The sequence below is a fragment of the Tropicibacter naphthalenivorans genome, from assembly GCF_900176475.1.
Classification (GTDB): Bacteria; Pseudomonadota; Alphaproteobacteria; order Rhodobacterales; family Rhodobacteraceae; genus Tropicibacter; species Tropicibacter naphthalenivorans.
The window spans coordinates 709,398-731,869 of sequence record NZ_FWXX01000001.1 but is presented as its reverse complement, the minus strand read 5'-3'; the positions used below and the strand labels follow the sequence as shown (position 1 = coordinate 731,869).

General features: G+C 65.3%; 16 protein-coding genes. 9 read left to right on the top strand and 7 right to left on the bottom strand.

The annotated features are described in order from the left end of the window. Window positions 1-175 precede the first annotated feature (175 nt). From B9A11_RS03525 to B9A11_RS03500, 6 genes are all read left to right on the top strand, one after another. Window positions 176-1,495, top strand: a complete 1,320-nt coding sequence (locus B9A11_RS03525; RefSeq protein WP_058245746.1) for a hypothetical protein — start codon at window positions 176-178, stop codon at window positions 1,493-1,495. Continuing rightward, the gene (locus B9A11_RS03520; protein WP_058245747.1) at window positions 1,492-3,141 is read left to right on the top strand and encodes a GumC family protein; all 1,650 of its coding nucleotides are present in this window, start codon (window positions 1,492-1,494) and stop codon (window positions 3,139-3,141) included. Before B9A11_RS03525 ends, B9A11_RS03520 begins: the two co-directional genes overlap by 4 nt. Before the next feature lie 4 nt (window positions 3,142-3,145). Further along, window positions 3,146-4,282 (top strand): polysaccharide deacetylase family protein, encoded by a 1,137-nt coding sequence (locus tag B9A11_RS03515; RefSeq protein ID WP_186009169.1) that lies wholly within the window; start codon window positions 3,146-3,148, stop codon window positions 4,280-4,282. Then, entirely contained in the window at window positions 4,282-5,694 is a 1,413-nt protein-coding gene (locus B9A11_RS03510) for an O-antigen ligase family protein (RefSeq protein ID WP_058245749.1), read from the top strand. Before B9A11_RS03515 ends, B9A11_RS03510 begins: the two co-directional genes overlap by 1 nt. 184 nt (window positions 5,695-5,878) lie before the next feature. Continuing rightward, window positions 5,879-6,952 (top strand): sugar transferase, encoded by a 1,074-nt coding sequence (locus tag B9A11_RS03505; protein ID WP_083499721.1) that lies wholly within the window; start codon window positions 5,879-5,881, stop codon window positions 6,950-6,952. A gap of 18 nt (window positions 6,953-6,970) precedes the next feature. Then, the gene (locus B9A11_RS03500; RefSeq protein WP_058245751.1) at window positions 6,971-8,065 is read left to right on the top strand and encodes a glycosyltransferase; all 1,095 of its coding nucleotides are present in this window, start codon (window positions 6,971-6,973) and stop codon (window positions 8,063-8,065) included. Here the strand turns inward: B9A11_RS03500 and B9A11_RS03495 are convergent. From B9A11_RS03495 to B9A11_RS21345, 4 genes are all read right to left on the bottom strand, one after another. Beyond that, window positions 8,062-8,982: a sulfotransferase family protein gene (locus B9A11_RS03495; RefSeq protein WP_186009170.1), complete on the bottom strand. Its 921-nt coding sequence runs from the start codon at window positions 8,980-8,982 to the stop codon at window positions 8,062-8,064. The two genes, B9A11_RS03500 and B9A11_RS03495, sit on opposite strands and share 4 nt — an antisense overlap. A 7-nt stretch (window positions 8,983-8,989) precedes the next feature. Beyond that, a complete protein-coding gene (locus tag B9A11_RS03490) occupies window positions 8,990-10,135 on the bottom strand; it encodes a glycosyltransferase family 2 protein (RefSeq protein WP_058245753.1) in 1,146 nt (381 codons plus the stop codon). Further along, entirely contained in the window at window positions 10,132-11,316 is a 1,185-nt protein-coding gene (locus B9A11_RS03485; protein ID WP_083499755.1) for a glycosyltransferase, read from the bottom strand. The genes B9A11_RS03490 and B9A11_RS03485 overlap by 4 nt, the downstream gene beginning before the upstream one ends. Window positions 11,317-11,455: 139 nt before the next feature. After that, a complete protein-coding gene (locus B9A11_RS21345) occupies window positions 11,456-12,079 on the bottom strand; it encodes an OmpA family protein (RefSeq protein WP_058245755.1) in 624 nt (207 codons plus the stop codon). 117 nt (window positions 12,080-12,196) lie between these two features. Between B9A11_RS21345 and B9A11_RS03475 the strand changes: the two genes are divergently transcribed. After that, the gene (locus B9A11_RS03475; RefSeq protein WP_058245756.1) at window positions 12,197-13,381 is read left to right on the top strand and encodes a trypsin-like serine peptidase; all 1,185 of its coding nucleotides are present in this window, start codon (window positions 12,197-12,199) and stop codon (window positions 13,379-13,381) included. A 32-nt stretch (window positions 13,382-13,413) separates the two neighbouring features. Here the strand turns inward: B9A11_RS03475 and B9A11_RS03470 are convergent, their stop codons facing one another. Beyond that, complete coding sequence (locus tag B9A11_RS03470; RefSeq protein WP_058245757.1) at window positions 13,414-14,136, bottom strand: FadR/GntR family transcriptional regulator; 723 nt, start codon at window positions 14,134-14,136, stop codon at window positions 13,414-13,416. An 85-nt stretch (window positions 14,137-14,221) separates the two neighbouring features. On the opposite strand from B9A11_RS03470, the gene acuI reads away from it, so the two are divergent. Continuing rightward, window positions 14,222-15,211, top strand: a complete 990-nt coding sequence (gene acuI / locus B9A11_RS03465) for an acryloyl-CoA reductase (protein ID WP_058245758.1) — start codon at window positions 14,222-14,224, stop codon at window positions 15,209-15,211. A gap of 51 nt (window positions 15,212-15,262) precedes the next feature. On the opposite strand, the gene B9A11_RS03460 is transcribed toward acuI, so the two are convergent. Next, window positions 15,263-19,303, bottom strand: coding sequence for a translocation/assembly module TamB domain-containing protein (locus tag B9A11_RS03460; RefSeq protein WP_159452470.1), 4,041 nt, complete (start codon window positions 19,301-19,303; stop codon window positions 15,263-15,265). Between the two features lie 23 nt (window positions 19,304-19,326). Then, window positions 19,327-21,117 carry an autotransporter assembly complex protein TamA gene (locus B9A11_RS03455; RefSeq protein WP_058245760.1) on the bottom strand — a complete coding sequence of 597 codons (1,791 nt, stop codon included), beginning with the start codon at window positions 21,115-21,117 and terminating at the stop codon, window positions 19,327-19,329. A 331-nt stretch (window positions 21,118-21,448) separates the two neighbouring features. Here B9A11_RS03455 and B9A11_RS03450 point away from each other — a divergent pair, with 331 nt between their 5' ends. Continuing rightward, the gene (locus B9A11_RS03450) at window positions 21,449-22,183 is read left to right on the top strand and encodes a hypothetical protein (protein WP_058245761.1); all 735 of its coding nucleotides are present in this window, start codon (window positions 21,449-21,451) and stop codon (window positions 22,181-22,183) included. Window positions 22,184-22,472: the final 289 nt, after the last annotated feature.

The window sequence follows — 22,472 nt, the reverse complement described above, 5'->3', positions numbered from 1 at the left end:
TGGCTGTCTTCTGTTTCTTCAACAGTGACAATGACTTGAATGTGCTTCGGATTGAAGCGAAGGCACCGTATAACGCCAGAGGGTAGCGTGCAATCATTGGGTCTGGGGGGCCGTTCACGTGCGTTTGATCTGTCCGCTTGGCGGGCTTCTTTTCGGTTTGCTTTTGGGGTTAACCATGTTCTCGCCCGTGCAAGCGCGCGAGGCGCAGGATATTTGGCACCAAAGCGCCCCCGTGTCCTCGCGCCTTGGGCTGGCCTTTCCCAATGACCGCACCGAGGATTATCCCGCCATTGCCGCGATGGGCATCGGTGTGGTGCGGGTTGCGGCCTCTTGGGGGCGAATCGGGCGCGCGCCTTATGATTTTAGTGGGCTGGACTACCGGATCGGGGCGCTTGGCGCTCTGGGGATCGCGCCGTTCATCACGTTTGAATCCAATCACCGGACCTTGGCGGACCACACGGGGCAGGTGAAAAACGGCACGCCGCGCGACATGGCGCTGTGGGCGGGCTTTGTGCGCGCGGTGGTGGAACGCTACGATGGCGACGGGTTCGACGACATGCCGGGCCTGCAAGCCCCCGTGGCCTATGTGCAAGCGGGCAATGAGTTTTTGCGGGCCGACAACCGTTCGGGCGGCTGGGCTGGCACGGACGAGGGCTTGGTCGCTTACCTCAACGCGACGCATGACGCGGCCAAGATCGCTGCCCCCGAGGTGCCCTTTGTCCTTGGCGGGTTGGCGGCGGTGAACATCGACCTTGCGCTGCTGGCCGAGGGGGGCACGTTTACCATTCGCCAAGAGTACCCGGACCGGACGTTTACCATGACGTCAGAGGATGTGCCGGGGCAAAAGGCCACGCTTCAGCGCCTCGATACCGTCCTGACGAAGGCGCGTTTCGATCTGGTGGATGCCCATCTTTATGGCCCTGTAGAGCGCGACGCCGCGCGCCTTGGTTATCTGACGGACCGTACAAACCGCCCCGCGCTGTCGTCCGAATGCGGCGGGCCGACCACGGACTATGGCGAGGCCTACACCGGTCACCGCCACTTTGCCGCCGTGCTGGAACGCAACCTTGCCGTTCTGGCCGCCGGGGGGCGCGTTTGCCTGTGGTTTGGCCTGAACGAGCGGTTGAAAACCAGCTTTTCGAACCGCCAAACCCCGCTGTACACCGCCGATATGACCCCGAAACCTGGCGTAGACGCCTATCGCTTGCTCGCCAGCTTTTTGTCGGACGGCGGCGCGGTCGAGACGATTGGCCCCCGCCAGTACACAATCCAAACCACCCAAGGCCCGATCTGCATCGCCTTTGGGCAAGACGCCCAGGCGATCCCCCTAACCGACTGTTATGAATCACAAAACGCGGTCTGCGTGCTTGACGCCCAGACCCGAACCGCGCAGCTTGTGCCTGTGGCGACGCTTCCCCACGCCTGTGGGGGGGACGCAATTTCGCTGACCGGACCCGGCCTGTCGCCCATACTGAAAAGGAACCGCCAGCAATGATTGGCCATTACCGCGAACTCTTGCTTTTGTATCGGTGGCGCATTCTGCTGGGGATGTTGACCGCGGGGATTGCGGCCTTTGCGCTGTCGCTGCTGATCTTGCAAAAGAGCCCGGCCTACAAGGCGACCGTGGTGATGAACATGCAGCCGTCCGAAGAGGCGCTGTCCTTTAACCGGGAATTCCTTGGCCGCAGCCAGTTCAACCCGGCGACGATCATCGCGCAAACCCACGTGGAACGCCTGCTCAGCCGCCCCATCGCAGAGGCGACCTTGGCCAAGCTGGACGCCGATATGGGTGCCCCGGCGCAGGCCGATCCCGGCGCGGTCAGCAACTTCAAGCTCTGGCTGTGGAAGACCTGGACCCGCCTGAACTATGGCGAATACCGCCCCCTGTCGGCCGAGCGTACCGCCTTGAATGCACTGACAGAATCGCTTGAGGTCGATGTGGTCGAAGGGTCTTACATCCTGCGCCTGACCGTCACCCAAGAAGACCCCGATTTGGCCGCGCGCATCGCCAACGTGCACGCCGAAAGCTATATCGAAATCGCCAGCTCGGAATTCCAGAACGAGACGTCGCGCGCCGCCGCCCTTGTGCGCGAGCGCATCGCGGAGCGTGAGGCCGAGTTGCAGGCGCTGTTCACCCAGCGCGACGATCTGCGCAGCCAGTACGACATTTCCGACCTGCGGCGGCAGTCGGAACTGCTGATGCTGACCCTGCGCGAAACCGAACTGCAACTGAACGACAACAAGCTGCAAAAGCGCATCCAAGAGGCCCGCTTGGACGAGATCGTCGGCACCACCGGCAACCGCGACCGCGGCCCCGCCCGCACCATCCAAGAGGAGCTGGACAGCCTCAACCAACAGATCACCTTCCGCACAGAGCAGATTGTCGAACTGTCGGAACGGCTGTCCGCGCTGTCCTCGCGCGAGGCGGCCTTTGACAACCTCGCCAGCGACCTCGAGGCGGTGCAGGCCGATCTGACGTCGCTGCGCGAGCAGCTGCTGACCTTTGAACTGGGCGAGCAGGTGCGCGCCAACCAAGTGCAGATCGTGGCCCCCGCCGCCGTGCCGGTTTACCCGTCCTCGCCCAAGGTTTTCGTAAACACCGTCATGGCGCTGATCGCGGGCGGGCTGTTCGTGTTCCTGATTGCCGTTTTGCAGGACATTTTCGGCGCGCGCATCCGCACCACCAACGATCTGATCAACGTGGCGGGCAACCGCGCGCTGCCCCACGCCGATGCGATCCTTGCGGGGACCGGGCGGGGCGCCTTTGGCCTGCGCCGCTTTGGCCGCGCCCGCCGGATGAAGCGTTTCACCGAAGTCTTTGGCCAGCGTATGAGCGTCGAGCAGGCCTGGGCCAGCGGGCAGATCCTTGTGACCGGCTACGTCGATCAAGAAGAGCTGGTCAAAGTGCGCAACTTTCTTGGCGAAGTGGTTAAGCGCTCGGTCGCCTGGGGCTACAACGACCAGCCGTTGCGGATCACCGCCGCCGGGCCGATTTACGCGGTCAAGGATTGGGACGCGCTGCCCCAAGGTGCCGTCGTCGTGGTCATGCGCCCCAACGAACAGGACGACGTGGATGTTGCAACGCTGTTGACCGTGGGTCATGATATTCCGCGCAAGCCTTTGTTCATGTTGTGGGATTAACCAGTTGGGCGTCGACCGCAGACATATCCGTTACATGCGCCTCGCGGCGGGGGGGCTTGCCCTGTGCGTCGCGCTGTGGCTGGCAGTGATCGGTCTGGGGTGGGCGGCTTTGGCCCTGACCGTAGGAACGCTTTTGCTGCTGTCCCGGCGGCGCAGCGTTCCCGTGATCGTTTACCATTCCGTCAGTCCGGATGCGTCGTGGTTGCCGTGGTCGGCGAATATCTCTGTCCGGCCAGAGGTGTTCCGACGGCACATGCAGGTGCTCAGCCGGTGCGGTTACCGGGTGGTCCGCGACGACGATTTGTACGCGGGCAAGCTGGACCCGCGACGACGGCAAGTGGTGCTGCATTTCGACGACGCCTACCATGATGTGACCCTTCATGCGCTGCCGCTTTTGCGGCAGTTGGGCTTTCCGGCGACCGTCCTTGCGTCGACCGATTTCATCGACCCCGCAGAGGCGCCGCGCGATCCCGCGCGCCCGGTCGGCTACATGACCGCGGCAGAGCTGCGCGCCATCGACGCCGACCCGCTGTTCAAGGTCAGCTGCCACGGCAAGGATCACGCGCTTGGCCCCGTGCCCGGCCCTGCGACCCCGCGAAACCCGCATACCTGGGGGCTGGAGACGGCGAACCTGTGGTTCTACATGCCCGGCAACAAGGCCCGCTGGTTCGAACAAGACCCGCCTGACCTCCCGCAGATCCCGGCCTCGGATTCGGTGCTGACCGCGCGACTGCTGACCGAGGACGGTCAAGAAACCGAAACCCAGAGGTCGTCCCGCGTACGGCGCGATCTGGGGGAGGCGCGCGCGACCCTGTCAGAGCTGCTCGGGCGTGAGGTGCGCGGGTTGTGCTGGCCCTTTGACCGGGTGACGCCGACCGCGCTGGCGGATGCGCAGGCGGCGGGTTTTGCCCGCTTTACCGGCGGGCGGGCGGACAACCCCGGCAATCGGCCAATCGTTTCGGTGTCGCGCACCCACATGCACGACCATGCCGCCGGCGACACCCCCGACTGGATCGAAGCGCTGGTGTTCCGCGCCCGCGTCGAAATCGCCGCCGGGAACCTGCTGTGGTGCCCGGTCAGCTGGATGGCCACCCTGCGCCGCCGCTCTTCGGGCAAGTATCTGAAATTCAGGACACTTTGATGGCCACGGCGCGCGCGGATACGGGCATTGGCCTGACCTTGACCCTGACCTTGGGGCTGTTTGCCGCGCTGGTGACCATGGGCGCGGCCATGGCGGGTGCGCCGGTGCTGGCCGTGGGGCTGCCCATCGCGCTGGCCCTTGCCGCCGCCATCGTGGTGCGCCCCGAAGCGGGGATGCTGGTGCTGGTCTTTATCTCTTATCTCGACGGGCTGTCGGACATGGTGTTCCGCGCCAGCCCGGTGTCGGGGTTCAAGATTTTCACCGCGCTCACGCTGCTGTCGATCGTGCTGAACGCCCACCGGATGCGGCCCCACCTGCGTGCCGCCGCCCGCTCGCCCATCGCGCAGCTGACGCTGGCGTTTCTGATGGTCTGGGCCTTGGCGATCCTGTTTGCCGACAGCCGGTCCCAAGCCATCGCCTGGGGCGGGCGTCTGTTCACCATCGCGCTCTTGGTCTTTGTCCTGCTGCTGACCATCCGGACAGAGCGGATTGTCGCGCTGGCCATCGGCTGCCTTGCACTCAGCACGCTGATTTCCGGCGTGGTCTTGATCCTCGACACGCTCTTGCACACCACCCTTGTGTCCACGACCGAAGCGGCCACGACCGCGCGCACCTCTGGCGGCTTTGACCGCTCTTCGGGGGCGTCGCAGGCCAACCCGACCACCGCCGCAACGATGCTGCTGACCGGGACCATCATCGCGCTGGTCCACGCCATCGAAAGCCCCCGCCTGCGTGGGTTTTTCACCGCCGCTGCCGCCATTGGCACGCTGGCCGTGGTGCTCAGCTTTGCCCGCTCGGCGGCGTTGGTTTATGCCATCGTCATGATCGCCATCGCCGCGCGCTATGGCCGCTCGCGCTACTTCGGGCCGGCGGCTGTGCTGGCGGTGATCTTTGCCATCGCCATGCTGCCCTTTGTCCCAGAGCAATACTGGAACCGCCTTGGCACCATCTTTGGCGGAGGCGGCGCGGATTGGACGCTGGGGCGGCGTCTGACCTACAACGTGATCGGCCTTGAACTGCTGTGGCAGAACCCGATCCTCGGCATCGGGCCGGGCAACTTCTTTGAGGCCTTCACCGACCCCGCGTACCGCTACCTGCCCGGGCGCACGCTGGCGGGGCGGCAGCTGCACAATATGTACCTGTCCGTGGCTGTGGAATATGGGCTACTGGGCTTTGGCATCTTTGCCGCGCTGATCATCACCGCGTTCCGTTTGACCAAACAGGTGATCCAAGCCCCCGCCAGCGCCGATTTGCAAGCACTTGCCGTGGCGTTGCGATTCGGGATGGCGGCCTATTTCCTGACCTGCCTGTTTCTGCCGAACGAATATAACAAATATACTTGGTTGCTGCCCGCCCTGTCCGGCGCGCTTTTCATCGTAAACCGCGCTCGGGTGGTAACTGTTAATACATAGGTGCCAATTATTTGACCAAGACGCTTTGTTTCACAATTCGAAACAGTAGGGCAATTTTGGCAAACAGATTGAATTTATTAGGGAAATTTTTTCCAGCTTGCAGGCTAATAAGGCGGGCCAATCTTGCGCAATAAGGCGAAAATGTGGCACTTTAGTGGGGATTTCGGGGCGAAAAGCGATTCTTATGAAACACGATGTTCAAGATACGAGTGCGCATCCCCTGCCTTTGGCGGGACAGGCGCCGCCACAGATGCTGCGCTGTTCCAGCGGGTTTGTCCCCCGAAATGAGAGCATTCATCGCGCCTATAACCTGATCCTTGGCCTGATCCTCTTGGCGCTGACGCTGCAATTCTTTGTGGTGATCGGGCTGGCCTTGCTTCTGACCCAGGGGCCGCGCATCTTTTATGCCGGGGAACGGCTGGGGCGGGGGCGCAAGCCCTTTAACATCTACAAGTTCCGCACGCTGGACACGGCCAAGGCCGCGCGCCTGACCCGCGACCGGGTGCTGCGCGCCGACGACAATATCGAAACGCCCTTGGGCAAGTATCTGCGCGCCTCGCGGCTGGATGAGCTGCCGCAGATTTTCAACATCATCAAGGGCGATATGAACGTGATCGGCCCGCGCCCCACGCGCCCCGCGCTGGCCGCGCTGCAAGAGGCCGAGAACCCGCATTACGACGTGCGCTTTGCGGTGCGCCCCGGTCTGATCGGCCACACGCAGGCCTATATGTGCCACGGCTCGGCCAAGCGTTTGCGGTCGAAACTCAACTACATGCTGTGCCGCAGCCACGTGAGCTATGCCGCCGAGCTGGGGATTGTTGCCCGCGTCGGCTATGAAGTGCTGGCGAAATCGGCGCGGCTGATCCTTTGGCGGGTGTTCCCGGCGCTGGAACGTCGGCACAACGCTGCCCTTGCGCAGGATTGGGCGCTGGAGATTGTCGCCGATGCCGGGCGTCGTCACGATGTGGTGTCCTTTGACGGGGATCGCCTGCAACTGGCCCAAGGCTATGTGAACGGCCCCGCGACCCTGCTGATCAAGACCCGCTCGGGCGGGGTACGTCGCGCGCAGGTCACGCTGACCGGCACCGAGGGCAAGGCTCACACCCTGAGCCCCGCCAATGACGTGGCGCGCCATTACATCACCCGCTACCTGCTGGGCGATCCGGTGGTTCCGCCGCGCCCTGCACGTCGCCGCGCCGCCTCGGAGCAGGATGCGTCGCTGCATGTGCCCTTTGGTGTGCGCCGCTCGGCGGAATGATCGGGACCAGAGACCCAAATGCCTGACCTGACAATCGGATTCTGCGTCACCCATCTGGAAACCGGGGGGATCGAACGCAACACCGTTCAGTTGCTCGGGCCTTTGCGCGATCGGGGTATCCGCACTGTCCTTTTCCTTCAGGCGGCCCATGGCGAGCTGCTGTCCGCCTTGCCAGAGGGGCAAGAGGTCGTCGATCTGGGCGGCAAACGGATGCTGGGCACCGCGCGGGCCTTGGCGCGGGCGCTGAGGGACCATCCCGTCGATCTGCTGTATACCGCCACCAACGCGCTGAACATCTCTGCGCTGCTGGCGGCCCGGATGATGGCGCGCCCTCCGCAGATCCTTGTGGGCGAGCATTTCCCGCTTGGCTCGTTTCTGGCGACGCGCAAATCCGCTGCGCTGCGGCTGGCGGTGATGCGGATGTTCTATCCCGGCGCCGTGGGCTTTGTCGCGCCGTCGCAGCCGATCCTGGATGAGCATCAGCAGATCCTTGGCCGCCGCTGCCCGCCGACCTACGTGTTGCCCAACCCCGTGATCCAAGAGGTGCTGCCCGCCCGCACCCAGCCCGATCGTGCCCGCCGGATCGTGTCGCTGGGGCGTCTGTCACCGGACAAGGATTTCGCCTTGGCGCTGCGGGCCTTTGCCGTGCTGCTGCGCTCTGACCCAGAGGCGCAGTTCACCATCTACGGGCAGGGGGCCGAGCGCGACAACCTGATCGCCCTGACGCGCGAATTGGGGATTGAGGCCAACGTCTCGATGCCCGGCGTCACCCGCGATGTCCCCAAGGCGCTGGCCGAAGCGGACCTTTACCTGTGCTCCTCCTACGCCGAAGGCTTTGGCAACGCGGTGCTCGAAGCGCAGGCGGCAGGGATGCCCGTGGTCTCGGTCGATTGCCCCATCGGCCCGCGCATCCTGCTCGAGGACGGTAAATCCGGCTGTCTGGTCGAAAGCCGCGATCCAGAGGTGCTCGGCGCGGCCCTGACCCAGTTCGCTGCCGACCCCAAGGCGCGGCACACCGCCGCCCTCAATGCCCGTGAATTCGCCAAGGGTTACAGCATCGACGCCTCGGCGGACGCCCATGCTGCGCTGTTCAGAAAGCTGGCAAACGCCTAGTCAAGAATGATCTGCGGGCTGTCGGCCTCGATATGATGCGGGTCGAACTTCGACCGCTTCCACGCCCAATCCGGCCAGTCGATCCCGCGCTTTTCATTTCGCGCGTCCCGGATGCGGCGCAGCAGGCTCATGGGCAGCAGCCCCCCCACAAAAGCCGCCACCGCCAGCACCAGCTTGGACACCGGCCCCAGCGACTTGCGCGGACCCCCGGCAAAGCTGCTGTTGGCCTCGTACTGGCTGATCATGTCGTCGGGATAGGCGTCGAGCCCGAGAAAGTCGATGATCGCCTCGCGCAACACCATGTCATCGTCGTGCAGCAGGTCTTCGTAGCGGACCACCATGGCTTGGGGGTTATCGGCGGCAAACTCCAACATCTCGCGTTCGGCGTGTTTGGCGGCAATCGCCCCGCGCGCCACGTCCAGCCAGCGCATCGGCGGCCAGCGCAGCTGACGGCCAAAGCTGAACAGACGCGAGCGCACCAGATCCGGCACCCGCCGCTGCACGATCAGGAACTGCGCATCCGGCGCGGCCTCGGCGATCTCTTCGGCGCAGAACGTGTGATGCGGCGACTTTTCGATCCACGCATCCGCCCCGTTCACCTCGGCATACAGGTCCATCATCGACAGGAAAACCTCGGCGGGGCTGGACTTGGTCTCGGCGAATTCGTCCAGCAACTCGGGCTCCAGCCCGCTAAGCTGGAAATAGTCCGACTGTTTGAACGCCTCGATGAATCGCCGCCGCGCGGGCAGGTCATCCCAATCGCCAAAGGCCTTGGCGAAATGCGAGAAAAAGATGCTCTCGTGCACGCCCTCGTGGTCCCCCGCCTGAATGGCGGCGACGCTCGGCAGCGCGGCCAGCATATTGGCGGTCCAGGTGGTGCCAGAGCGTTGCAGGCCAAGAATAAAGATGCGTTTCATTGCCATGTCATGCCCTCACAGGTGTCCAGATCGAAGATTTCTTGCCGCGCAGATAGGCAAACAGGCCAAGCGCCATGCCCAGATTGCCCAGCACAAAGAACAGCACTTTGCCCACGCCCGGCAGGCGGCGCAGCGGTGGCAGCAGCCATGCCAGCACCGCGATGCCGTAGAACGCGATCTGCCCCAGCCCCAGCGCGGTCAGGATCAAACCTTGCCCGATCAGGACCAGATTCGCCACGAAAGCCAGCAGCAAAAAGAACGGCGTCATGCGCCGCAGCCCTTTGTGCGACAGCAACTGCCAACCGTACAGGCCATGCTTGGCCGGGTTCATCAGCCCGCGCATCATCATGAGGCCCCGCCAGCCCATCTCGGTCGAGCGGATGCGCCGCGCCATTTCATTCCCGGCGTGCTCGGTCACCGCTTCGCGGGTGGTGGCGCGCGGCTCGAACGCCAGCCGGAACCCTTGCTCCACAACCCGCACCGACATCAGGAAATCATCCGCCACCCCCGGCGGGATCGGCCCGGTCAGCGCGCGGCGAATGGCGTAGATCGACCCTTGGGCCGAAACGGTGCCGCCCAGATCGCTCTCGGCGCGCTTCATCGCCTGGTCGTAGCGCCAATAGGCGCCATCGGCCTTGGCGATCTCGCCGTCGTCGTCCTCATCAATGGTGATCTGCCCGCAGACGCCGCCCACCTCAGGGTCGGCGAAATGGCGCGACAGGGCGTCCAAAGTCCCCTTGGACAGCAGCGCATTGGCGTCGGAAAACACCACGATGTCGCCGTCCAGCATCTCAAGCGCCATGTTCAGCCCGCCCAGCTTGCCCAGCCGCCCCGGAGTTTCCACCACCGTCAGGCGCGGGTCATCAACGGCGCGTGCCTGCGCCACGGTATCGTCGGTGGACCCGTCCGAGACGACCAGCACGCGCAACTCATGCCCGAACCGGTTGCGTAAGTTAAAGGTGTTCTCGATCTTGTCGCGGATGATTGCGCCCTCGTTATGGGCCGGGATCAGAAAGTCGATGCGCAGCGGCGCGACCTCTTCGGGCACCGCGCGCGGCCCTTTCAAGCGCCACAGCGCCAGCAGCAGCAGCGGGTACCCGGCCACCACATAAACCACCATCCCCAGCGAAAAGACCAGCAAAGCCAACATCATGCCGCCTCCTCCTCGATCCGGGCCAACAATGCTGCGGCGTTTTTCTGGATGTCGTAGTGCTCGGCCACACGGGCGCGGCCCCTTTGCGCCATCTCCAAAGTCCCCTGCCAATCGGTCAAGGCTGCGCGGATCGCGCCCGCCAGCGCGGCGGGGTCGCCAGGGCCCGACAAGCGGCCCGTCACGCCGTCCTCGACCAGTTCGGGGATGCCCGACAAGCGGCTCGCGACCACGGGGCGGGCCTCGGACATGGCCTCCATCAGCACCACCGGGATGCCCTCGGATCGCCCTCCGTCGCCCTGTTTCGACGGCACCACCACCAGATGGGCGTCGCGCATCCGGGCGCGCACCGCGTCGCTGGGCTGCGCCCCGTGGAATGTCACATCCAGCCCCATCTGCTGCGCCATCGCCTCAAGGCCTTCGCGCAAGCGCCCGCCGCCGACCACGTCCAGATGGATCGGCAGATCGGCGAGCCGCGACAGCGCCTCCAGCAAGTCTTCGACGCCTTTGCGCGGCAAGAGTGCGCCCACGAACAGCAGCCGCCAAGGCGTCGCGGGGCTTGGCGTGGGCGTCGGCTCCGGCAAGCTCACCCCGCAGCGCAGCACCTCTAGCCGGTCCGCCGGAAAGCTGGGCAGGGCGGCTAGAAAATCGCGGTTAAAGCGGGAAATCACCCGGACAAAGCGCGCATCCTGCGCCTTTTCCGCCAGCAGGCTTTGCGTCAGGAAAATATCATGCGCATGGGCGGAAAAGCTGAACGGCACCCCGGACAAAGTTGCAGCGATCCACGCCGAGGTGGCCGGGTAGCCCGCGAATTCCGCGTGGATATGCCCGGTGCCGTCCCGCGCGCAGGCCCGCGCCAAGGCGCAGGATTTCGGCACAATCGCAAGGCTCGCCGCCAGCCGCTTCGGCTCCTTCGCAAACCCTCGCACGATCTGCGCCACCACCCGCCCCAAACGCCGCGGCCGCCCCAGCGCCCACATCAAACCGCCGAAAGACAGCCAGCCAAAGGTGAACCCGCGCTCAATCGCGCGCTGTGCGTGACCATGGATCACTTCGCCGGTGCGAAACGGCTTGAGGTGGAAAATCCGCGCGTCATGCCCTGCGTCCAGATAATGCAGCGCATTGGCGAGCACGAAGGTCTCGGTCACCTTTGGAAAATCGCTGACGATGATAACAATGCGCATAAAAACAGCCCCGCCACTGGTCGCGATTTTGCCTGTAAAACAAGGCAATTGCGACTCTTTTTAGGCAAACCCAGCGGGTTGTCGCGCGCCTGCAGGCAATCCCGCGCAGGCCGCTATTTTGTCGCCCAAGCGGAAACGTTTAACGCTGTACCAGCACCAACTGCACGCGCCGGTTCTCTGCCGCGTCGGGGTTTCGCACATTTTTAAGACGGCTGAACCCCACCCCGCGCGCGTCGATCCGGCTGGGCGGCAGGTCCATCACGTCCTGCACATAGCGCGCCACCGCCTGCGCCCGCCGCTGCGACAGCGCGGTGTTATAACTGGCAGAGCCGACGCCGTCGGTATGCCCCACGAACAGCAGCATCTGGTCGTCAAACCGAGGGTCGCGCAGCACCTGCACCAGTTCCGCCAGCTTGCCTTGTGCCTGCGGGGTCAAGTCGTCGGAATCATAGGCAAAAAGGATCTCGATATCGATCGAGGGCAGCGGTGCGGCCTTGGCCACCTGCGGTTGTGCCTTGGCCTCTGCGTGGTCGATCACCCCAAGGTTCACCACATCCTCAAGGCTGAACGCCGCCCCGCCGCCGTATTCGGCATTGTCGCAGGCCGAGGGGTTGAGAATGCAGTCCTTCATCTCGTCCGCCGCACTGGCCTGCGGGGCGGGGGCGGGCGCGCCAAGGTCCAGATCGTCCAACGTGATGATGGATTGGGCCTGCGCGCCAGCGGCGCAAACTGTGATCAAGGCGGTCAAAACGGTGCGGATCATCGGGCGCTCCTGTGCGGTTTGGCCCAGTTTAGCGCAGCTTGGCGCGGCAATCCACTTTTCAGCGCGGGCCAAAGCGGGCATCCTGCGGGAAATGCCTGTTCCAAAGGGGGCTTCTTGATGAGTACCGCCATCGCCCAGATCGCCAGCCTGATCGCTGCGCTGCTTGCCGGGGGCGCTCATGCCCAGGGCAACCTGTGGCCCGACACGGAAAACGAAGTCTCTGTCGACGCTTACGCCAATGAGCCGATCAACACCTACGCCGAGACGGCGGATTTCCGGCGTATGGGGCGGGCGGTCGGGATGCTCAATATCGTCACCGATGTGGGGGCCGCGCCCTGCACCGCCTGGATCGCCGACGAGCGTCACATCGTGACCAACAACCACTGCGTTCCCGGCGTGTTGGAGCATCCGCAGATGAACGCCACGCGCATCGTGTCGGTCGAGTTTCTGGCGGGTTTCACCACCCCCGGCCAGATCGAAGAGGCGGAGCGGTTCGAGGTCAACCCGATCCCGGTCGAGACCGATAAAGACCTTGATTTTACGGTGTTAGAGGTGATGGGCAACCCGTCCGCGCGCTATGGCACCTTGCCGATTAGCGGCGAAGAGATCGCGCCGGGGATGCCGTTCTGGATCATCGGTCACCCTCTGGGCAAGTCGCAACACATCAGCCGCGAGGGCTGCCGCGCGGCGACCACCCAGACCATCGTTGACCTGCGCCTGCGCCACACCTGCGACACGCTGGGCGGCAATTCCGGCTCGCCGATCATCGACAGCAGTGCGCGGCAGGTCATCGGGTTGCACAACTCGGGCAACAAGCGGATCGGGGTCAACTTTGGCATCCCCATGTCGATGATCCTCGCCAAGTCCACGGTGCTGCGCGCCGCTGTGCCGGACGACGATGGCGCGCAGGTCTACACCTTCAGCAGCTTCCCCAAAACCTTGGCCGTGGGCGAAGAGTTGTCCGTGGTGGCCGATGTGGTGGCGGGCTGTGCGCCGACCTTTGTAAACGTCTCGCCCACGGGCAAGGTGACCCCCATCCCCTTGCAATTCTTCGAGAAAATAGAGGTCTCGACAAGCCAGACCCGCTATCAGGTCTCGCCCGGCGGGCGCTACGGGCTGCAAGTCCTGCCCGAAGACCCCAAGGGCACCCATCAGATCGGCTTTATCTGTCCGCCGCAGCCGTTTGCCGATCAAGAGGCGCTCAAGGCCGCTCTGCGCGATGTCTTGGCCGCGCTGCCCGGTGGGTTGAGCGGCGAGGCGGGCGGCGTGCAGTACCGCTTTGGCACCTACACAATTGATTAATCGAGCAAAAAGGTGACGGTGTCCGGTCTCGGTTAGCGTGCTGGGGTTTGCTTGCGGGCAAGGATTTTGCCGCGCCCCAGCTCCAGCGTGTAGATTTCCAGACATTCCAGCGCGCGCACGACCTTTGGCGGCTGGCGCGCCTCGACTGCGTCCACCATCATCGTGTGGTAGCGGGTGATTTCAGACCGCGAGCGATCGCTAAAGGTAATCATGTTCATCAAGGGCTGCATCGCCTCCACCGCGCCGGCCAGCTGGTAGGACAGCACGGGGTTCTGCGCGCTGTCGACCAAGGCCCGGTGCAGCCGCACGTCCGAGGCGCAAAAGCCCTCGTCGCTCAGGTCCGGTTGCGACTGGCGCGTGATCTCGGCGCGCATGTCGGCCAGATCAGCAGCTTGCCGGTGGGCGCAGGCCAGATCGACGCAGGCCCGTTCCAGCGCGAATCGCGCCTGGCAGGCGGTGACAAAAGACACTTCGTTCATCGACAGCAGCAGGGTCGAGGTGGTGACGTGCTGCGCCTGCGCATCGGCATAGGACAGCCGCTGCACAAAGGCCCCGCCAAAGGCACCCCGTTCGGTGCGGATCAGCGACTGCGCCGCCAGCCGTTTGAGCGCCTCGCGCACGGTGGACCGGCCCACCTCGAACTGCTCGGCCAGCTCGGATTCGGACGGCAGGCGGTCATCGACGGCCAGACGCCCTTCGACGATGGCGTCACGGATGGATTTTGCGATGGTCGCGCTGAGTTCTGTGTTGGACATTTCTAATTGTCTGACATTTAAATGTCTGACAATTGTAAACGCGCAACACTTCCGGCGCAAGCACGCCAAACCGAAAGGAGCCGACATGTTCAAAGCATTGCTCGTCACCAAGGACGACGAGGGCAAGACCCACGCCGCCGTCACCGACCTGACCCAAGACCAGCTGCCCGCGGGCGAGGTCACCGTCGCGGTCGACTATTCCACCGTGAACTACAAGGACGGGCTGTGCATCGGGCCGGGCGGCGGTCTGGTGCGCACTTATCCTCACGTGCCGGGCATCGACTTTGCCGGGACGGTCGAGGCGTCGGACGACGCGCGCTATGCCCCCGGCGACAAGGTGGTGCTGACCGGCTGGCGCGTGGGCGAAGCGCATTGGGGCGGCTACGCGCAAAAGGCGCGGGTCAAGGCCGACTGGCTGGTGCCGCTGCCTCAAGGGTTGACGACCCGCCAAGCGATGGCCGTGGGGACGGCGGGCTTTACCGCGATGCTGGCGGTGATGGCGCTGGAGGACCACGGGCTAAAGCCGGGGAACGGGCCTGTGCTGGTCACTGGGGCTGCGGGCGGCGTTGGCTCTGTGGCGACGGCGATCCTTGCGAACCTCGGGCATGAGGTGGCGGGCGTCACCGGGCGGCCCGAGACGGCGGACTACCTCAAATCGCTCGGCGCGACACAGATCGTCGCCCGCGAAGAGATCAACGAGACGGTGAAACGTCCCTTGGAATCAGAGACTTGGGCGGGCTGTGTCGATGCGGTGGGCGGCGATATGCTGGCGCGCGTGTTGGGCCAGATGAAGTACGGAGCGTCGGTTGCGGCGGTCGGCCTTGCGGGGGGCGCGGGCCTGCCTGCGACGGTGATCCCCTTCCTGCTGCGCGGCGTGAACCTGCTGGGGATCGACAGCGTCATGCAGCCCTACGACAACCGCCTGCGCGCGTGGCAGCGGATCGCGCAAGATCTGCCGATGGACAAGCTCGACGCGATGGTGCAGCCCGCGACCCTGTCTGACCTGCCGCAGCTGGGCAAGGACATCCTGAAAGGTCAGGTCAAGGGCCGCGTCGTGGTGGACGTCAACGCCTAAGCCCCTGCGATACAAAGCAAAGCGGCGAGGGGGTGCCTCGCCGCTTGACCGTTAGTAGTCCTTTTCAAAGAACACCCCGATGCCGGTATCGCCATCGTTGTTCAGCCGCCCGCGCACGGTGACATTGTCGCTCAGATCAAGGTTGAGGTTGATCTGCGTGTCGCCGCCGCTGTTCACCGTCACATCGGTATAAATGTTGTCCGTCAGGTACTTACCCACCTTGGCTTGCGCGTTGCCGTCGCCATCGGTGCCAATGTCCAGATCGTCAACGCCCAGGTTGCGGCGGATTTTCTCGGTGATGCCAGCGCCGCCAGACCCCGAAAGGGTGCGGATCGCGGCGGCCAGTTGCACCGCTTGCAGCGCCGAAATGCTGGTCACATCCTTGCCGAACAGGAAGAAGGACAGCGCCTCTTCCTGAGGCAAGGCGGGGCTGGAGGTGATGGTCAACTCGGGCGCCGAGGCAAAGCCCGCGATGCGCAAAGTGATGCTGACGTCCTCGACCTCGGTGGCGGCGGCGAAGTCGATGTAGGGGTCAAAGCTGCCACGCAGGCGGACAGCGCCTTCGGTCAGGGTCAGGCGACGGGTCAGCAGGTCAAGCCGCCCCCGGATCAGGTCGAACTGCCCCACCGGCACGATGTCGGCGGTGGTCCCGGTCAGGCGCAGGTTGCCCCCCAGTTCCGCGTCCAACCCGCGCCCGCGCACGAACAGCCGGTTCGGCGCATTCACTGTCAGATCAATGGGATAGGGGCGCGATGTGCCGCCGCCAGAGGCCTCGGGTGTCTGCGACAGGCCCGCAAAGCGCAAGGTCCGCTGCACGTCCGCCGAGGGGTTCAGATGCCGCAGCCCGTCGAGCGCCGCGTAGCTTGGCCCGAGGTTGGGGATTTCCAGCTCGACCGTTTCGACGTTGATGCTGCCGCCGATCCGCGCGCCGCCCGCCAGCGCGCCGGCCATGGTCACGGTGCCACCCAGCTTGGCCTCGTAGAGGTTCGCTGACCGCAAGGTCACGTTGAACAGGCGCGCGGTGAGGTCGGCGTCAAAGGGCGCTGACAGGGTCACGGGGCCGGTGATCTCGATCCCGCCGCCGCTGGCCACGTCGCCGCCAATCGCGATGTTCGCGCGGCCAGAGGCCAGGTCGATCTGCCCGGAAATCCCATTGATGGCAATGCTTTGGCCGGGGATAGAGAGGCGCGCATCCGACAGGCTGACGCGGCCAGACACCGAAGTAAGCGCAGGCGGGCCATTCACCGCAAGGTCAAAGCGCACAAGGCCCGACACCGCTTGGCCGCTGAGCCTGCCGTTGGCCAGCGCAAGCGGCGCGTTGCCGGAAACGTTCAGGTCCAGACGCGGGCCATCCGGTTGCACCCCGCCGCGCACGTTCAGGAAAATCCCGCCGGGGCCGTTGCCGCTGGCGTCGATTTGCCAACGGTTGCCGGAGAGGGTGGCGGTGCCGGTGACGCTGGCGCGGCCCGGCAGATCGGGGACAATCTGGCCGAGGTTGGTGACGCTCAGCGCATAGCGCAGGTCGCCCGATTGCTCGCCATACTGCCCGCTGATATCGGCGCTGATCCCCGGCGCGGTGGCGTTCAGCGCGGCAATGTTCAGCACGCCGTTTTGGCGGCTCACTTCGGCGGTCAGGCGCAGGGTGCCGCGCAGCAGCGGGTCAACGCTCGTGTTGCCGATCCCAAGGTTCACCGTCTGCCCGTTCGCCTGCACGTCAAAGTCACCCGCCAGCAGGTCGGCGGTCGCGTTGGCGGTGATCTCGGCGCTGCCCGACAGGCGCTGTCCGGTGAGGGCGGAAAAGGCATTTAGGCTTGCGGTGCGGGCAGTTAGCGTGCCCTGGGCCTTGAGGTCGGTCTTGCCGTCGCCGGTGACCGTGCCGTTAAAGCTGGCGGTGGTCTGGCCGGGCAGGGCGGTTGTCGCGTCGATGGTCATGACCCCGGCGGCGTTGCGATTGGCGGTCACGTCAAAGCGCGCCGTGCCGCGCAGCAGGGGCGCGACCGAGGGGGCGTCAATGCCGAGGTCCGTGGCCTTGCCGCTGGCCGAGGCGTCAAAGACCCCCGCCAGCAGGTCGCCTTGCCCACGCGCGGTCAGCGTCGCGCTGCCCGACAGGCGGCGGTTCGTCAGTTGAGAAAACACCGAGAGGCGCGCGACTTCGGCGGTCAGCCCCCCGTCCACGGTCAGCGCGGTGGTGCCATCCCCCGTCACGGTCCCCGTCACGCCAAAGCGCGTGTCACCGGGCAGGGTGCCATCTGCAGTGATTTTCCACGCGTCGTCGTCTTGGGTCAGATCGGCGGTCAGCACGGCGGCCCCGTCGAGCCCCGGCTGCACCAAGGCCAGATCGGTCACTTCGGCGCGCAGCTCAGCGGTGGTGCGGCCGGTGCGGATCAGCGCGGTGGCGTCGATCCGCGCGGCGTCGGTGCGCAGCAGCAGCGGATCGGCGCGCAGGCCAGATTCGTCACGGATCAGGTCCAAGGTCAGCGTGCCAATCCCCGCCAGCAGCGGGTCCAGCTGGGCGATCCCGGTGCTGAGGTCGGTGGTCTGGCCGTCAAGGCGCAGGTCCACCAGACCCGTCAGAGGCGCGGCGGTGCCGGTGACGTTCAGGCGCGCTTGCCCGCCCAGATCCTGCCCCGCCAGCGCGGCAAAGCGCGACAGATCGCGGGCGGCCAGTTGCAGGTCGGGGGCGACGGTCAGCGCCTCGGGGTCGTCCAGACCGCTGATGGTGACCGCGCCCGTCAGGCCGTAATCAAAGCCGGTCAGGTCCATCTGGCTGATTTCCAAAGGCTGGCCGTTGGTCCAGTCAAAGCGGATAAGGCCTTGAAGTTGCTCACCAATCGCGGTGGCCAGCGCCGCCTCGCCGGGGTTCAGCCCCACGGCATCAAGGTCAATCTCGCCGGTGACACGCTGGCCGGTGCGGTCGATCTGACCACTGCCGTCAAAGCCCAGACGTTCGGCCTGCAAAGGCCCGCGTTCAAGGCCCGTCGCACGGCCCGCCAGCAGCCACGTGTCGCCCTCTGCGGCGTCGAACTGCCCCGAGAGGGTGACGGCGCGCACATAGGTCGGCTCGCCCGACAGCGGCAGCAAGACGCGCTCGCCGTCCGGCGGGGTGATCGCGCCATCCAAGCGCAGGGTCTGCGGCCAGCCGTCCGCGCCGATCTGCGCGCTGCCCGTCAGGGACAAGGCCGCGGCGCGCACATCCAGCGTGTCCAGCGTCAACGCCCCCGAGGCATCCCGCGCCCCGCGGGTGACGAGGGCCACGTCATCCCCAAGGAAATCCGCGAACTCGGGCGCAAAGACCGGCGCGATGTCGCCGCCCACGTCCAGCGCAAACCGCGACGTCCCGGCCTGATCTGTCAACAGCGTCACGGTCCCGTCCAGACGCGGCTGGCCCGCGGTCGCGAGCGCCACGGTGGCGGTGAAATCGCTCAGCGGGTCATCCCCCTTGGCGGTCAGCGACACCGAAGGTTTTCCGGGCAAGTTCAACAGGTTGGCGGCGATGCCGTTTTCCGGCTCGGTCAGGTTCAGGTCCAGCCGCAAGTTCCGCGTCGCGTTGTCAAAGGCGGCGTCCAGCGTGACCGAACCCGCTTGGTCCTGACGGGTGATCGCCAGCTTGACCGCGCCCGCGCCATTCGCCAGTTGCGCCGAGCCGTCAAAGGCAATCGTGGCCGCCTGGCCAAACAGCGGCTGGCCGAGCGTCGCCCGCCCAATGCGCATTTTCGCGATGTTCAGCGACACCGGCAGATCGGGCAGGGCAAACGACCCGGACGCCTCGGGCGCGGGCACCTCGCCGGGTGCGGGCAGGGGCGCGCGCGGCAGGTCGATGGTGCCGACGGTGATTTCCTCGATGTCGATGGCCCCGCGCAGCAGGGCGCTGCGGTTCCACACAAGGGCAATGTCCGACATGGTCAGCCACGCCCCATCGGGGTCGGTCACGGTGATCTTGTCGATGGTCGCGCGCGAGCTGAGCGCCCCGGCAAAGCCCTGCATCTGGACGCTGCGCCCCTCGGCAGAGAGGGCGTCTTCTAGCAGGCCTTGGATATAGCCACGGTCGGTTTCGCTGTCCTGCGCCCAGGCGGTCAGGGGCAGCAGGAGCATGAGGCAAAGGGAAATCCAGCGCATTAAAAGGCCTGTCCAATTCCGATATAAAGCTGCACACCGCTGGCGGTGTTGTCGGTCAGCGGCCCGGCCACGTCGACGCGGATCGGGCCGACGGGGGTCTTGTAGCGCACGCCCAGACCCGCGCCCGCGTGCCAGTCGCCGTCCCCGCCAAAGCTGTCGGTGCCGATATAGCCCGCGTCAGCAAAGGCGACGACGCCGATGGTGTCGGTCACGGCATAGCGCACCTCGGCCGAGGCTCCGGCAAAGCTGCGCCCGCCCAGCGAAAATGTGCCATAGTCCGCGTCCAGCGACTGGTACGGCTGGCCGCGCACTGTCCCTCCGCCGCCGGAGTAGAACAGCGCGTCGGGCTGCGCCTCGGGGGCGTCGGGGCCGATCAGGCTGCCCAGTTGGACACGGCCCGCCAGAACGGTGCGATCCTCGCTGCCAAAGCTGCGGTAGGCGCGCCCGTCAAAGGTCAGCCGCGCGCCGCTCGTCTGGGCCTTGGCCTCGTAGAACGGTTCCGCCTCGGCGCGCAGGTAGAACCCGTTGGCGGCATCCAGCGGGTTGTCGCGGCGGTCCCATGTCAGCGCGGTGGGCAGGCTGTAGGTCAGCAGCTCGCGCCGGGTGTGCGGGTTGGTGTAAAAGTCGGTGACCTCGCTGTAAGTCACTGAAATCCCAAGGTCTCCAGTCAGCGTCGGGGTAAACTCACGCGAGACGCCCAAGCTGAGGTAGGCGGTTTCGGTCAGGTAGTCGTCTTCGTCCAGACGCTCGAACCCCAGCTCGGCGTAGCCAAGGGTTTCGGCGCCGTAGACGGCGGGCTTTTCCAGACGGAAGGTCAGGGCGTAGTCGATGCCCGTCACGTCCTGACCGATCTGGCTGATCTCTCCGTCGACGCGAAAGCGCTCTGCCCCGCCAAAGAAGTTCCGGTGCAGCCAGAAGCCCGACAGGGTCAGCCCGTCGAGGCTGGAAAATTCGACGCCTGCGCCGATGCGGCGGGGTTTGCGGTCGACCACGGTGATGTCCATGTCCATCGACCCATCGGCGGCCACAAGGTCGCTTTCGGTGATCTGCACCGAGGAAAACGTGCCGGTGCGACGCAGGCGTTCGGCGGCTTGTTCAACCTCGGCGGGGCTGAAGGCTTCGCCGCGCGGCAGGCCCGCGATCTGGCGCACGCGCCCCGGTTTGACGGTGCTGGTGCCCGAAACGGTGATCTCGCCAAAGCTGACACGCGGGCCGGGGGCCAGCGTCACGTCCACGTCCAGCTGCGCGTCGGTGTGGCGCGCGGTGATGGCTTGGCTGGCAACGGTGGCCTTGGCGTGACCGGCGTCGCGCCAGTCCTCGACCGCGCCAGAGGTGGCGTCGCGCACCACGGTGGCCAGCGCGGGCTGACCCGGTTGCAGCGCCTCGTTCTCGCGCACGGTGGGCGCAAGGCGGGTGCGGCCAAAGGTGAACAGCGGGCCGGGGTCCACAAGGATACGCGCGCTCTGGATCCGGGCCGGGACAGAGAACGGGTCGATCCCCGCCGCCTCGCGCCCGTCCAGCAGGATGCTGACGGTGCCCGAGTAATAGCCGTTGGCATAAAGCGCTTCGACGATGCGGGTGTAGTCGGCCCTGGCCGCGGCGATCACGTCGCGCGGGGTGGTGTCCTCGGCGTCGGGCAAGCTCGACAGGGTCGTAGCGGCGACAAGCGTATCTTGCAGCGGGTCGTCATTGCCGATCGACAGATCCAGCGCAAAGTCGTCCAGCGCGGTGGCCGACGTGGAGATCAGTGCAAGCATACTTGCGCAAAGGGTGGTGCGGACGGTGGTCATGGTGTCCCTGCTCGTTTTTCGCAGGGTATGACAGGACGGGCGGCGCTTCCATGGGGAAGTAGGGGGTAGAGCGTCAATCCGCTGAACCTTTCGTGATCTGACGGCGTTGCCGACAAACGCGCACAGGGCGCAAAAGGTTCCCGCGCCGGGCCGGGCATTCTGCTGCGTGGATTTTTCCAACGGCGGTTTGGGGCGCGGTGCGGGGCAGCGGCCTGACAAAATTAACCATTTCGCGACGCATTCGTATAGGGCGCGGGGCGCGCTGTTGCGCGGCTGGGGGGCGGTCCCTAAGCAAGACCCCCACATACTACCAAAAGACCGGGCGGGGCGCGTGGATCTTCTTGTATATACAAAAGAACTTTTCGGAATTTCCCTGGCGTTCCTAAACGCCGCGCGGGCGGTTGGACGCCCGATCGCAGAGCAGAAACTGCGCTTTATCCTGCACCAGAGCGGCGAGACCCCGGTGTCCTTGTCGTCGCTGTCGGATGTGCTCTTGCACGACCGCAAGACCCTGCGCGCCTATCTGGATGTCGCCCCGTCAGACAGCATCATCCGCAGCGCCGAGGGGTATAGCTTTACCGCGCAGGGGCGGCGCGACTTTGAGACCGACGTGGCGGTCTTTATCGACAATGTGGCAGAGCCCTTTGGCACCGCGCTGCATCGCGCGTTTCAGGGCGCGGCGGACCCTCAGATGGCGATTTGCGAGCTGGGGCTAAGCTGGGACACCATGTCCATCAAAACGGGCTATTCCAAGGCCTATCTGTCCACCTTTATCGCGATCTGGCTGGCGCATCAGGACGGCGGCGCGGCCCCCAAGGACATCATCGCGGCGACCACCTTTTCCGATCAGGCGGTGCGCGCCGAGTTGGCGAAACTGCGCAAGGCGGGGCATGTCCGAATGCGCGGGCGGCTGACAGCATTGACAGTCAAAGGCCAGTTGCACGCCACGCAGATCGTTCTCAAGGGGGTGTCGGTCGCCAATGCCAAGACATTGAAAGATATGGCGAAAACCGTGTATTTCGCTAAGTTCCCCCACCAAGAATATTGCGATGGCCCGGTAAATTAACCATCAAGGACGCAGGTTTACGCAGGGTGCGCCCCCCACGGACGGGCACCCTGTCGCCGCAAGGCGAGGACCTAAACGGTACAGTCTGTCCGAGCGCTATATAAGTCTCAGTCGGTGTCTGATCGCCTAGCGGTTAGGGCAGCGCTCGGACAGCTGTGCTTTGCAAGACGTGTGGTCGCCCTGCGGGGCGCGGGCACAGCCTTTCGCGACACAAGCGGCGTCAGATCGCTGTCGTGTGACATAGATCGAGGAACAGGGCAGTTTCCCCCGCCAATACACGCGTGACGCC